The 12,032-nt window shown below is 51.4% G+C and carries 13 protein-coding genes; 5 read left to right on the top strand and 8 right to left on the bottom strand.

Features of this window, described 5'->3' with window-relative positions; all coding sequences use genetic code 11:
• Positions 1–44: 44 nt before the first annotated feature.
• The 5 genes from sspB to zapE all read right to left on the bottom strand — a co-directional run bounded on the left by sspB (position 45) and on the right by zapE (position 3,691).
• Complete coding sequence (gene sspB / locus OGX96_RS03725) at positions 45–548, bottom strand: ClpXP protease specificity-enhancing factor (RefSeq protein ID WP_032945142.1); 504 nt, start codon at positions 546–548, stop codon at positions 45–47.
• Positions 549–553: 5 nt separating this feature from the next.
• A complete protein-coding gene (gene sspA / locus OGX96_RS03720; RefSeq protein WP_003025132.1) occupies positions 554–1,192 on the bottom strand; it encodes a stringent starvation protein SspA in 639 nt (212 codons plus the stop codon).
• A 316-nt stretch (positions 1,193–1,508) separates the two neighbouring features.
• Positions 1,509–1,901 carry a 30S ribosomal protein S9 gene (rpsI, locus tag OGX96_RS03715; RefSeq protein WP_003025138.1) on the bottom strand — a complete coding sequence of 131 codons (393 nt, stop codon included), beginning with the start codon at positions 1,899–1,901 and terminating at the stop codon, positions 1,509–1,511.
• A 15-nt stretch (positions 1,902–1,916) separates the two neighbouring features.
• Positions 1,917–2,345: a 50S ribosomal protein L13 gene (gene rplM / locus OGX96_RS03710; RefSeq protein ID WP_003025141.1), complete on the bottom strand. Its 429-nt coding sequence runs from the start codon at positions 2,343–2,345 to the stop codon at positions 1,917–1,919.
• Positions 2,346–2,563: 218 nt separating this feature from the next.
• Entirely contained in the window at positions 2,564–3,691 is a 1,128-nt protein-coding gene (zapE, locus tag OGX96_RS03705) for a cell division protein ZapE (protein WP_286582280.1), read from the bottom strand.
• Between the two features lie 192 nt (positions 3,692–3,883).
• Here zapE and zapG point away from each other — a divergent pair, with 192 nt between their 5' ends.
• From zapG to degS, 3 genes are all read left to right on the top strand, one after another.
• Positions 3,884–4,282: a Z-ring associated protein ZapG gene (zapG, locus tag OGX96_RS03700; RefSeq protein ID WP_003025147.1), complete on the top strand. Its 399-nt coding sequence runs from the start codon at positions 3,884–3,886 to the stop codon at positions 4,280–4,282.
• Positions 4,283–4,450: 168 nt separating this feature from the next.
• On the top strand, positions 4,451–5,818 hold the full coding sequence (gene degQ, locus OGX96_RS03695) for a serine endoprotease DegQ (protein WP_008785951.1): 1,368 nt from the start codon (positions 4,451–4,453) through the stop codon (positions 5,816–5,818).
• A gap of 89 nt (positions 5,819–5,907) precedes the next feature.
• Positions 5,908–6,975, top strand: coding sequence for an outer membrane-stress sensor serine endopeptidase DegS (gene degS / locus OGX96_RS03690; RefSeq protein ID WP_008785952.1), 1,068 nt, complete (start codon positions 5,908–5,910; stop codon positions 6,973–6,975).
• Positions 6,976–7,122: 147 nt separating this feature from the next.
• Here the strand turns inward: degS and mdh are convergent, their stop codons facing one another.
• Positions 7,123–8,058 carry a malate dehydrogenase gene (gene mdh, locus OGX96_RS03685; RefSeq protein ID WP_008785953.1) on the bottom strand — a complete coding sequence of 312 codons (936 nt, stop codon included), beginning with the start codon at positions 8,056–8,058 and terminating at the stop codon, positions 7,123–7,125.
• 436 nt (positions 8,059–8,494) lie between these two features.
• Between mdh and argR the strand changes: the two genes are divergently transcribed.
• Both argR and yhcN read left to right on the top strand, forming a co-directional pair.
• Complete coding sequence (argR, locus tag OGX96_RS03680; protein WP_003025162.1) at positions 8,495–8,965, top strand: transcriptional regulator ArgR; 471 nt, start codon at positions 8,495–8,497, stop codon at positions 8,963–8,965.
• Positions 8,966–9,341: 376 nt separating this feature from the next.
• Positions 9,342–9,608, top strand: coding sequence for a peroxide/acid stress response protein YhcN (gene yhcN / locus OGX96_RS03675; protein ID WP_003828812.1), 267 nt, complete (start codon positions 9,342–9,344; stop codon positions 9,606–9,608).
• A gap of 57 nt (positions 9,609–9,665) precedes the next feature.
• On the opposite strand, the gene OGX96_RS03670 is transcribed toward yhcN, so the two are convergent.
• Both OGX96_RS03670 and aaeB read right to left on the bottom strand, forming a co-directional pair.
• Entirely contained in the window at positions 9,666–9,944 is a 279-nt protein-coding gene (locus OGX96_RS03670) for a barstar family protein (RefSeq protein WP_003025168.1), read from the bottom strand.
• 119 nt (positions 9,945–10,063) lie between these two features.
• On the bottom strand, positions 10,064–12,031 hold the full coding sequence (gene aaeB / locus OGX96_RS03665; RefSeq protein ID WP_071444711.1) for a p-hydroxybenzoic acid efflux pump subunit AaeB: 1,968 nt from the start codon (positions 12,029–12,031) through the stop codon (positions 10,064–10,066).
• Between the last annotated feature and the right edge of the window lies 1 nt (position 12,032).

The raw sequence follows: 12,032 nt of genomic DNA, 5'->3' as shown, positions 1-12,032 counted from the left end.
GAAAACAGAACAGGCCCCAAAGGGCCTGTTTTTTATTTCACTACTTATTTCACTACGCGCAGCGCTGGACGCCCACCGCGAGGCGGTGGCGGAGTATCATCCGGATCGTTGTCGTCGCCATTATCAGGTTTATCGCCATCAATGACCGACATGACCGTTTCACTCTCAAAACCAGACGTGTCGTTGTCGTCATCATTTAAGCTGGCAACATCTTCGTCGTAGGCGGCTTCCGGTTCAAACATCGTACCGGCGCCATTTTCACGTGCATAAATTGCCAGAACGGCAGCCAACGGCACAGACACCTGACGCGGCACACCACCGAAGCGCGCGTTAAAGCGCACTTCATCGTTAGCCAGTTCCAGGTTGCCCACCGCACGCGGTGCAATATTCAGAACAATTTGCCCGTCACGCGCATATTCCATTGGAACCTGCACGTCCTGGAGCGTCACATCCACCACCAGATGCGGCGTGAGCTGGTTGTCCAGCAACCACTCATAGAACGCGCGCAGCAGATACGGACGGCGTGGTGTTAGCTGTGGCAAATCCATACAGGTTAACCCCGGCCCAGACGCATTTCACGTTCAGGCTCAGTCAGAGAAGCCAGGAAAGAGTCTCGTTCGAAGACGCGAGTCATGTACCCTTTCAGTTCTTTCGAACCTGCACCGTTGAATTCAATACCCAACTGCGGTAAACGCCACAGCAGCGGCGCCAGGTAGCAGTCTACCAGGCTGAACTCATCGCTCAGGAAGTAAGGTTTCTGGCCAAATACTGGCGCGATTGCCAGCAGTTCTTCGCGCAGACGCTTACGCGCGACTTCGGCTTCAGATGCAGAACCGTTCACGATGACGTTCATCAGCGTGTACCAGTCTTTTTCAATACGCTGCATGTACAGGCGGCTTTCACCACGCGCAACCGGGTAAACCGGCATCAGCGGCGGATGCGGGAAGCGCTCATCCAGGTATTCCATAATGATGCGAGATTCCCACAGGGTCAGCTCACGATCCACCAGTGTCGGTACGCTCTGATTCGGGTTGAGGTCGATCAGATCCTGAGGTGGATTGTCCTTCTCCACATGCTCAATCTCGAAACTAACACCTTTCTCAGCCAGCACAATGCGGACCTGATGGCTATAGATGTCAGTAGGACCAGAAAACAGCGTCATTACCGAACGTTTGTTGGCAGCGACAGCCATGAAAACCTCCAGGTATATTCAGAATTTTTACTGCTACCAGCCACTCAGTGGCCAGCCAGAAGTGATGTCACCCAAACTCGGGAAAGTCATTACTGCTCAAAATGCAAACAAAAAATGAACGATACCGGACATTTGGGCAGAAAATTGGATGATAGTTTACCAGATTTTGTGACCTTTGTGGTGAGTCGATTCTTGAAATGGGGAAAAAGAGGTGGCAATCAGCGGATTACCGTGGATCTGAGGCGAGAAATAACGATAAAAAAACCCGCCGAAGCGGGTTTTTTCGCAAATTGTCGTCTGCCGAAGCAGAGTACAATTAACGTTTGGAGAACTGAGGACGACGACGTGCTTTACGCAGACCGACTTTCTTACGTTCAACCTGACGAGCATCACGGGTAACGAAGCCAGCTTTACGCAGTTCGCCACGCAGGGATTCGTCGTACTCCATCAGAGCGCGGGTGATACCGTGACGGATCGCACCAGCCTGACCAGAGATACCACCACCTTTAACAGTGATGTACAGATCCAGTTTCTCAACCATGTCGACCAGTTCCAGCGGCTGACGAACTACCATGCGGGCAGTTTCACGACCGAAGTACTGTTCCAGAGAACGTTGGTTGATTACGATTTTACCACTGCCCGGTTTGATGAAAACGCGAGCTGCGGAACTTTTGCGGCGACCAGTGCCGTAGTATTGATTTTCAGCCATTGCCTATAATCCCGATTAGATGTCAAGAACTTGCGGTTGCTGTGCCGCGTGGTTGTGCTCGTTGCCAGCGTAAACTTTCAGTTTACGGAACATAGCACGACCCAGCGGGCCTTTTGGCAGCATGCCTTTAACCGCGATTTCAAGCACACGCTCAGGACGGCGAGCAATCATCTCTTCAAAGGTCGCTTGTTTGATACCACCGATGTGGCCGGTGTGGTGATAGTACACTTTGTCAGTACGCTTGTTGCCGGTTACAGCAACTTTGTCAGCGTTCAGAACGATGATGTAATCACCGGTATCTACGTGCGGAGTGTATTCCGCTTTGTGCTTACCGCGCAGGCGCAGAGCCAGTTCGGAAGCCAGACGGCCCAGAGTTTTACCGGTCGCGTCAACAACATACCAGTCGCGTTTTACGGTTTCTGGTTTAGCTGTAAAAGTTTTCATTAAAAGCTTACCCAAATAAATAAGTTACACGTTGGTGAACACCCAAACGTTTTGTCAGTTGAGGTTCACACGACATTGTCCAGCAAACCTACCCCTTCGAATAGCCTATGCCGGCGCATAGAAAGTTTTGGGAAAAAAACTCTCTCGTAACGTGGGGTCGCAAGATTATAGAGAAGTCAGGGTCAAAGATCGACCCCTTTATGTGATTTGCGGCAGGTTTAACCGGCTAAATGTTCCCGCTTCAGATACTCTTCGCTTTGCATCTCCTGCAAACGCGACAAACAACGCTGAAATTCAAACTTCAGACGCTCGCCCTGATAAATTTCATAGAGGGGTGATGCCGCACTGACCACCAGCTTGACGTGGCGTTCGTAGAACTCATCCACCAATGCGATAAAGCGTCGCGCTTCACTCTCCATCAGCGGGGTCATGACCGGCACATCAGACAACAGCACCGTGTGAAACAGACGCGACAGCGCAATGTAGTCATGCTGACTCCGGGCATCGACGCAGAGCGTGGTAAACGACACCGCCAGCGTTTGGTTTTCGACGGCCAGCGTCTGCATCGGACGATGATTGATCTCCAGCGTTGGCGCATGTTCACCTTTGGTTCCCGCTAATGCCAGCCAAAGCTTATCCATCTGCTGGCGGGTTTCCTCATTCAATGGCGACAACCACAAATGCGCCTGCGTTAAGGTGCGCAGACGATAATCGACGCCGGCATCGACATTCATGATGTCGCAATGCTGTTTGATGGCATCAATGGCAGGAAGAAAACGCGTGCGTTGCAAACCGTTGCGATATAGCTCATCTGGCGGAATATTGGAGGTCGCCACCAGCGTAATACCGCGGGCAAACAGCGCTTTCATCAGGCCGCCGAGCAGCATGGCGTCGGTGATATCAGAAACAAAAAATTCGTCGAAGCACAGCACGTCGGTTTCGGCCTTAAAGCGGTCGGCGATGATTTCCAGCGGATCGCTCTGCCCCTGTAAGGCAGTAAGCTCTTCATGCACGCGCAGCATAAAACGGTGAAAGTGCAAACGCTGTTTACGTTCGCCCGGCAGGCTATGGTAGAACAGATCCATCAGCCAGGTTTTTCCGCGCCCAACTCCGCCCCACATATATAAACCACGCACCGGCGCGTTGATCGGTGACTCACGCTTGCCCAGCAACTTACCAAAACGCGCCATCAGTCCACTCTCCTGCGGCGCAGGACGTGCTGGCGTCGTAAGCGCCTGGAAAATGGTTTCCAGTCGATTCACGGCTTCGAGTTGTACGTTGTCGGGTTGATAACTGCCGTCGTTGAGGGCTTGCTGGTAACGCGATGTAGGGGAAAAGCTTTGCATGATGTTATTGTTATTCCTTGAGAATCGATGTGCCGTCGCTCACGGTTGACGAAAAAAAGGCCGTTCTACATTACGTGATATAAACACGGGATTCCACTTCTACGGGATTAGCGGTTATAGTGGCATAATCAGGCGCAGGCATGGAGCCTAAAGCCAACACCCTACGGAAACACAAGACAACGGGAGATGTTCATGACCTGGGAATATGCGCTAATTGGGTTAGTCGTCGGTATCATTATTGGTGCTGTAGCCATGCGTTTTGGTAATCGTAAATTACGCCAACAGCAGGCATTGCAGTACGAACTGGAAAAAAATAAAGCTGAGCTGGAAGAGTACCGCGAAGAGCTGGTGAGCCACTTTGCCCGCAGCGCTGAATTGCTGGATAACATGGCGGACGATTATCGTCAGATTTACCAGCACATGGCGAAAAGCTCCAGCAACCTGCTGCCGGGTATGTCGCCGGAAAACAACCCGTTCCGTAACCGTCTGGCAGAGTCTGAAGCTGGCAACGATCAGGCGCCGGTTCAGATGCCACGTGACTATTCTGAAGGGGCATCCGGCCTGCTGCGTAGCGGCGCAAAGCGCGACTAACCGCACATCGTTAAGAAATTTATTGGGCGCAGCAATTGCGCCCTCCGCTTCTCTTCCTGTCCCAGCTATTATTTAGTCGTTAGCCGCATTGTGACCTAACCGAAAATTCAATAACATCAACCTGTTTTGAATCATCTTCCGTTTACTCAAGGTACGAGAGCAGGATCCATGAAAAAACAAACCCAGCTGTTGAGTGCATTAGCGTTAAGTGTCGGGTTAACTCTCTCGGCGCCATTCCCGGCCGCAGCGTCTATCCCCGGCCAGGTTCCCGGTCAGGCTGCGCTTCCCAGCCTCGCTCCGATGCTGGAGAAAGTGTTACCTGCCGTGGTGAGCGTAAGGGTTGAAGGCACCGCCACTCAGGGGCAGAAAGTCCCGGAAGAGTTCAAAAAGTTTTTTGGTGACGAACTTCCCGATCAACCGTCACAACCCTTTGAAGGACTGGGCTCAGGGGTCATCATTGACGCAGCCAAAGGCTACGTTCTGACCAATAACCACGTTATTAATCAGGCGCAAAAAATCAGCGTTCAGCTTAATGATGGCCGAGAGTTCGACGCTAAGCTTATCGGCAGCGACGATCAGAGCGATATCGCACTGCTACAAATTCAGCACCCCAGCAACCTGACGCAAATTGCCATTGCTGACTCCGACAAACTCCGCGTAGGTGATTTCGCGGTGGCTGTGGGTAACCCGTTCGGTTTGGGTCAAACAGCCACCTCCGGCATTGTATCTGCCTTGGGTCGCAGTGGGTTGAACCTGGAAGGTCTGGAAAACTTTATTCAGACTGACGCCTCTATCAACCGCGGTAACTCCGGCGGCGCATTGCTCAACCTGAACGGTGAGCTGATCGGTATTAACACTGCGATTCTGGCCCCCGGCGGCGGCAGCATCGGGATTGGTTTTGCAATCCCGAGCAACATGGCGCGCACGCTGGCACAGCAGCTGATGCAGTTTGGTGAAATCAAACGCGGTCTGTTGGGTATCAAAGGCACCGAAATGACCTCGGATATCGCCAAAGCGTTCAAACTGGACGTACAGCGTGGCGCGTTTGTCAGTGAGGTTCTGCCTAACTCCGGCTCCGCAAAAGCGGGAGTGAAATCTGGTGACGTCATTACCAGCCTCAACGGTAAACCGCTCAACAGCTTCGCCGAACTGCGTTCACGCATTGCGACAACTGAACCTGGGACCAAGGTCAAACTGGGCCTGCTGCGTAACGGTAAACCGCTGGAGGTTGAAGTCACCCTCGATACCAGCACATCATCGTCCGCCAGCGCAGAGATGATTGCGCCTGCGTTGCAAGGGGCCACGCTCAGCGATGGTCAGTTAAAAGACGGCACCAAAGGCATCAGAATTGATAACGTAGAAAAAAGCAGCCCTGCAGCACAGGCCGGTCTGCATAAAGATGACGTTATCATTGGCGTTAACCGCGATCGCGTAAACTCAATCGCCGAAATGCGAAAAGTGCTGGAAGCGAAACCGTCGATCATTGCTCTGCAGGTGGTGCGCGGTAACGAGAGTATTTACCTGCTCCTGCGTTAACGCATGCAACCGGACATCAGCCCCTCGTGTGATGTCCGGTAAACTCGTGATATGCTGCTGCCGTTCCCTTTATTAATGACGCCGCCATCATGTTTGTGAAGCTTTTACGTTCGGTCGCGATTGGTTTAATCGTCGGCGCCATCCTGCTGGCCGCGATGCCCTCTCTGCGAAAAATTAATACGCTTACCGCACCGCAGTTCGACAGTGCAGATGAAACGCCCGCTAGCTATAACCCGGCGGTTCGCCGCGCAGCGCCTGCCGTCGTGAACGTTTATAACCGCAGTATGAACAGTACCGCGCACAACCAGCTTGAGATCCGCACGCTCGGCTCAGGCGTTATCATGGATCAGCGCGGCTATATCATTACCAATAAGCACGTCATTAACGATGCCGACCAAATCATCGTCGCATTGCAGGACGGCCGCGTATTTGAAGCGCTGCTTGTGGGGTCTGATACGTTAACCGACCTTGCGGTGCTGAAAATCAACGCCACTGGCGGGCTGCCAACAATCCCAATTAATAACAAACGCGTGCCGCACATTGGTGACGTGGTACTCGCCATCGGTAACCCGTACAACCTTGGGCAAACCATCACTCAGGGGATTATCAGCGCCACCGGTCGAATTGGCCTGAACCCGACAGGACGGCAAAACTTCCTGCAAACCGATGCTTCCATCAACCACGGAAACTCTGGCGGTGCGCTGGTCAACTCACTGGGTGAATTGATGGGGATTAACACGCTGTCATTTGATAAGAGCAACGATGGCGAAACCCCGGAAGGGATCGGCTTTGCCATTCCGTTTCAGTTGGCGACCAAAATCATGGATAAGCTGATTCGTGACGGGCGCGTGATTCGTGGCTACATCGGCATCAGCGGTCGCGAAATTGCACCACTGCACGCTCAGGGCGGCGGGATGGATCAAATTCAGGGGATTGTGGTTAACGAAGTTTCCCCGGATGGTCCGGCAGCGCAGGCGGGCATTCAGGTTAACGATCTGATTATCTCGGTCAATAACAAACCGGCGGTGTCTGCACTGGAAACGATGGACCAGGTGGCAGAGATTCGACCAGGTTCAGTTATCTCCGTTGTCGTGATGCGTGATGACAAACAGTTGACGCTGCAGGTAACGATCCAGGAATACCCGGCCACCAATTAACGTCACGTCTGGCGGCCTACTGACCATAAAAAAACCGGAGCATGTTGGCTCCGGTTTTTATTAGGCGGTATCGTAGAGAGTTAGTACGTAATGCCTGATGGCGCTACGCTTATCAGGCCTACAAATACACGCAGGCCTTTCTTCGCGTTACTTAACGAACTCTTCGCCCAGAGTAATATCTTTTTTCAGCGTATCCAGCATGCCTTCCAGCGAGCTTTGTTCAAACGCGCTCAGCTTGCCGATAGACTGACGCTCTTCTACGCCGTTTTTACCCAGCAGCAGCGGCTGAGAGAAGAAACGAGCATACTGGCCGTCGCCTTCAACGTAAGCACATTCAACCACACCTTTTTCGCCGCTCAATGCGCGAACCAGGGACAGGCCGAAACGTGCAGCAGCCTGACCCATAGACAGGGTTGCAGAACCGCCACCGGCTTTGGCTTCCACAACTTCAGTACCCGCATTCTGGATACGTTTAGTCAGGTCAGCTGCTTCTTGTTCGGTGAAGCTTACGCCAGGAATTTGTGACAGCAGTGGCAGGATGGTCACGCCAGAATGGCCGCCAATAACCGGAACTTCAACGTCGCCTGGTTGTTTGCCTTTCAGTTCCGCAACAAAGGTGTTGGAGCGGATGATGTCCAGCGTGGTCACGCCAAACAGTTTGTTCTTATCGTATACGCCTGCTTTTTTCAGCACTTCTGCAGCGATAGCAACGGTAGTATTCACCGGGTTGGTGATGATACCGATACACGCTTTCGGGCAGGTTTTAGCAACTTGCTGCACCAGGTTCTTCACGATACCGGCGTTGACGTTGAACAGGTCGGAACGATCCATACCCGGTTTACGTGCGACGCCCGCAGAGATCAGTACCACATCAGCACCTTCCAGTGCAGGGGTAGCATCTTCGCCGCTGAAGCCTTTGATTTTCACAGCAGTAGGGATATGGCTCAAATCAACGGCCACACCAGGTGTTACTGGAGCGATGTCGTACAGGGAGAGTTCTGAACCTGAAGGCAGTTGGGTTTTTAACAGTAATGCTAGCGCCTGACCGATACCACCAGCAGCGCCGAGGACTGCAACTTTCATCCTAAACTCCTTATTATATTGATAAGCAAAATGTCTATTGCTCCGCGGCGGCGACCTTAATTCACAAATCCAATGAATACAACAACCACGCGTCAAGAATGCGTAGTCACGCAAATTTGGCTTTTATGCATTTAACTTACGTAAAATAAAACCTAAGTTACGTAATTCAAAACCACCCACACAGTAGAGCAACTTTCCAACAGGTGCTGACAATATACCCTACCCGCCTCTCAAAACAACATCAATTTGATAACATTTAATTTACTTTTAACCTTATTTGCGAGCCGTGACGCAGGCATGTTTCTTGATAACGAAATTTGATAAAATTCCGCTCTTTCATAACATTATTTCAGCCTTGAACAAGGCAGACTGTTTGCATAAAAATTCATCTGTATGCACAATAATGTTGTTTCTACCGCCATATTACGGGTGACTTATGCGAAGCTCGGCAAAACAAGAAGAATTAGTAAAGGCGTTTAAAGCGCTACTTAAAGAAGAAAAGTTCAGCTCTCAAGGCGAAATCGTCCTCGCGTTGCAGGATCAGGGCTTTGATAATATCAATCAGTCCAAGGTTTCACGCATGCTGACCAAATTTGGCGCCGTGCGTACCCGCAATGCGAAAATGGAAATGGTGTACTGCCTTCCGGCGGAACTGGGCGTACCCACGACCTCCAGTCCGCTGAAAAATCTGGTGCTGGATATCGACTATAACGATGCGGTCGTGGTTATTCATACCAGCCCTGGCGCTGCTCAGTTAATTGCACGTCTGCTGGACTCATTGGGGAAAGCGGAAGGTATCCTGGGTACGATTGCCGGTGACGATACCATCTTCACCACCCCAGCTAAGGGTTTTACGGTAAAAGATCTGTACGAAGCTATTCTGGAACTGTTCGAACAAGAACTGTAATACCACCTCCCCGTCGCCTCGCGGCGGGGGAAAACACTCTCTTTTCATCCCCCTCCTTCTCTTTTCCACTGCTATTGATTTAACAAATGGTGCGTTTAACCATCAAAATACATTCACATGGTGAATGTGCAGCCTTAAAAACGCACATTTTGCAAAATCAATTATCTACATGATTTAATTAAATTTATTTTGTGTAAGCTGTTTGAAATGCTCTTTTTAATTCCATTGAGTTATAAAAAATCATTTTCTTAATACTCAAAACCCAATGAAACAATTAGCGTGGTATTAATTTATCGGGTGATTAGTGTATACTTGATTTTGTGATGAGGGTCACGAAACACAGACCCCAATAAAAGAATTCGACGAGGTAAATATCATGAAAATCAAAACTACTATTGCAACCTTAAGCCTTCTTTCTGTTCTCTCCTTCGGTGCAAGCGCCGCGGTTACTCAGGTGAACTCACAAGAAGCACAGAATCTGCAATCCATCGGTAGCGTCTCCGTCTCTCAGATCGGTAGTTCACCAATGGACATGCGTCAGGCCATCGCCGCTAAAGCTGAAAAAGCAGGCGCCAGCAGCTATCGCGTCACCGAACTCCGTGAAGGTGCTCACTGGCACGCTACTGCAGAACTCTACAAATAAACCCTCGTCGTCTAAGTCCGACGACTTGCCCCCGCCTGCCGGGGGCTTTTTTATGTCTTACATTGAGTGACGAACGTTAAAACGCAACTGCCCTTCCAGCTCTTCTTCCGCTTCATCGAACAGTAAAATCAACGCGCCGTATCGCCTGCGCAGCTTGTCCGGTAAATGGACAAATTCAATCTCCAGCGGCAGCGGCAAGACTTCCCCGATCACCACCTCCCACAGAGAATCCAAATCAACAACCTTTTCCCGGGCCAGACCGAATGTGCGCGTGAACTCGCGGTAGAAATCGCCCTGATCTTCTATCTCGTCAAAATCAAATGTATAGATGTTCATCTATAGCCACCATCCCGACGCCAGCTACTCTACAGACCGCCAATATCCAGGGGTCTCTCGCATTTTCAGGTAAGTATAGCCATAAAAAAACCGACGCTTTTAGCGTCGGTTTACAACTCTTAATTACTGACCAGCGCATGCTGGTATTTGTGCAGCATCCCACTGAGTCGTTTTACCGGCTCGGTCACCTGCGGCGGTGCTTGCCAGATAATTAATTTCTCCTGGTAGACCTCGAGCTCCTCCAGTAACTGGCTAAAGTAGCGTCGGCGCTTGTCGTCATTTCCTGCTGAAATTACGTGATCGGCAGTACGCCGAAGCTGACGATGGAATGCGGATAGATCCTCGTTTACCGGTACCGGTGCATCACGCAGGCGCTGGTGCGCGATGATCATCGTCAGCGCCAGGCGAAACTTCGCCAGATCGCCGGGAAACTTGTTCATCAGCAAAAACAGCTGCTGATAAAGTGCCGGAAGATGATTTTCTTTACGACGGACTACATTGGTGGTCATTGCTGAAACCGCCGCCGACACGAACTGGTTGAGCAATACACGACCCGTTCGGTCGCGAGAGTTATCACGCACCAGCAGAATGACGATAAACGCCAACACGCAGCCAACAATCTGCCCCAGCGCACTATCAAGGAACTGGCTAAAGTGGAAGGTCATCGGGTTATCCAGCACAATGATATTAATGGTGCTGGCCAGCGCCCCCATCGATCCCAGCCGTCGTTTCTGTACCTCAATCCCCAGAAAGAATCCCAGCACCGCCAGGCTCAGGCACAGTAACAGCATACTTTGTTGCGTATTAGGGATAATCACCAGGAAATAGAGCGCTCCGAGCGGTAACGCTGCCAACGTCCCATAGATAAAGTCTATCGCCACCATGCGAGGATTTGGCAAACGCATTGCCAGCGAGGTGACGACCGCAATCATCACCATTGCACCGCTGCCGGAGGTCCATCCGGTCCATAGCCAGAATAAGGTCCCCAGCACACAAGAAAGCGTGGTACGCCAGAAGTTAACCATCGCATGATGACGCTCGGCAGACTCCACTTTCACCACCGGCTCACCTTGCAAGATCTCTTCTTCCGTAGCGCTAATCTTGGTATTACTCACCACACCACGTTTGAGCAGCAGGTAGCGCGTCGCCGCACCTGCCCAGCTATAAATCGTTACCGGTGTTTCACGTTCGCCAGTCCAGACAATAACCCGACGCATCCGCTTCAACTGTTTATGGACATCCTGCACCGTTTCAACCGGCGTATCGAACAACTCGCGGAAAGTATCAGTAATCAGTTCCGGTCGGGTGTTCTGAATAAGATAGGTTTCGCAGGACTGCGTGATAAGCGTGAGCGACAGCGTGTTCAATGCTTTAAGCCTGCGGTTAGCACGCCCCCAGCGTGAAGACTCCATATTCAGGTTACTGCGCATACCTTCCAGCGCTGCCGTACGACGGACTAAATCGCCCCAGGCTTTATCCACAACCTCGCTGTCGCCGTGCTTAATGCACAACTGCATCAGTTGATATTGCGCCACCAGCAGGCTGTCCAGCTCAACATCAATCTCTTGTTTTATCGAACGGGGAGAGAAAAGCAGATCGGCCACAATGGCACAGACAATCCCCATCACAATTTCACTGCAACGTTCGAGCGCAAATTGTGGCGTCAGCAGCGGTTCAGCCTGAATGGTAATGACGATGATCAGCGCCGTATAGCCCGAAAGCCCCCAGGCATAGGAGTTCTCGATCTTCACCAGTGACGAGATCCAGGTACAAAATCCGGCCCAGATACAGCACACCAGGATCATCAATAACGGAGCGCGGATCATACTGATTATAATGATCAGTCCGGCAATACAACCGATAAATGTCCCGACAATACGCAGCATGCCGCGATAGCGAATAGCCCCTGAATAGGGTTCCCCACCGGCAGCAAAGGCCGGGCCTGCCGCCACAATGGCTGCAGTCAGCACCGCCCAACGCGGAGTCTCAAGTTGGAAGTGAAAACCAACGAACAGCGCCAGTACAATCGCGCACGCCAGTTTTACCGCAAAGCGGATATGCTGATTGGCAATGGAGAAAATACCCATC

This window comes from Citrobacter sp. Cpo100, assembly GCF_030332595.1.
In the GTDB taxonomy this organism is placed as follows: Bacteria; Pseudomonadota; Gammaproteobacteria; order Enterobacterales; family Enterobacteriaceae; genus Citrobacter; species Citrobacter portucalensis.
Note: the sequence above shows the minus strand (reverse complement) of the source record. Positions and strands in the feature narration are given on the sequence as shown.

Excerpts from the sequence above, each read along its gene's own strand:
- sspB (WP_032945142.1), bottom strand. The coding sequence starts at position 548 with ATGGATTTGCCACAGCTAACACCACGCCGTCCGTATCTGCTGCGCGCG.
- sspA (WP_003025132.1), bottom strand. The coding sequence starts at position 1,192 with ATGGCTGTCGCTGCCAACAAACGTTCGGTAATGACGCTGTTTTCTGGT.
- rpsI (WP_003025138.1), bottom strand. The coding sequence starts at position 1,901 with ATGGCTGAAAATCAATACTACGGCACTGGTCGCCGCAAAAGTTCCGCA.
- rplM (WP_003025141.1), bottom strand. The coding sequence starts at position 2,345 with ATGAAAACTTTTACAGCTAAACCAGAAACCGTAAAACGCGACTGGTAT.
- zapE (WP_286582280.1), bottom strand. The coding sequence starts at position 3,691 with ATGCAAAGCTTTTCCCCTACATCGCGTTACCAGCAAGCCCTCAACGAC.
- zapG (WP_003025147.1), top strand. The coding sequence starts at position 3,884 with ATGACCTGGGAATATGCGCTAATTGGGTTAGTCGTCGGTATCATTATT.
- degQ (WP_008785951.1), top strand. The coding sequence starts at position 4,451 with ATGAAAAAACAAACCCAGCTGTTGAGTGCATTAGCGTTAAGTGTCGGG.
- degS (WP_008785952.1), top strand. The coding sequence starts at position 5,908 with ATGTTTGTGAAGCTTTTACGTTCGGTCGCGATTGGTTTAATCGTCGGC.
- mdh (WP_008785953.1), bottom strand. The coding sequence starts at position 8,058 with ATGAAAGTTGCAGTCCTCGGCGCTGCTGGTGGTATCGGTCAGGCGCTA.
- argR (WP_003025162.1), top strand. The coding sequence starts at position 8,495 with ATGCGAAGCTCGGCAAAACAAGAAGAATTAGTAAAGGCGTTTAAAGCG.
- yhcN (WP_003828812.1), top strand. The coding sequence starts at position 9,342 with ATGAAAATCAAAACTACTATTGCAACCTTAAGCCTTCTTTCTGTTCTC.
- OGX96_RS03670 (WP_003025168.1), bottom strand. The coding sequence starts at position 9,944 with ATGAACATCTATACATTTGATTTTGACGAGATAGAAGATCAGGGCGAT.
- aaeB (WP_071444711.1), bottom strand. The coding sequence starts at position 12,031 with ATGGGTATTTTCTCCATTGCCAATCAGCATATCCGCTTTGCGGTAAAA.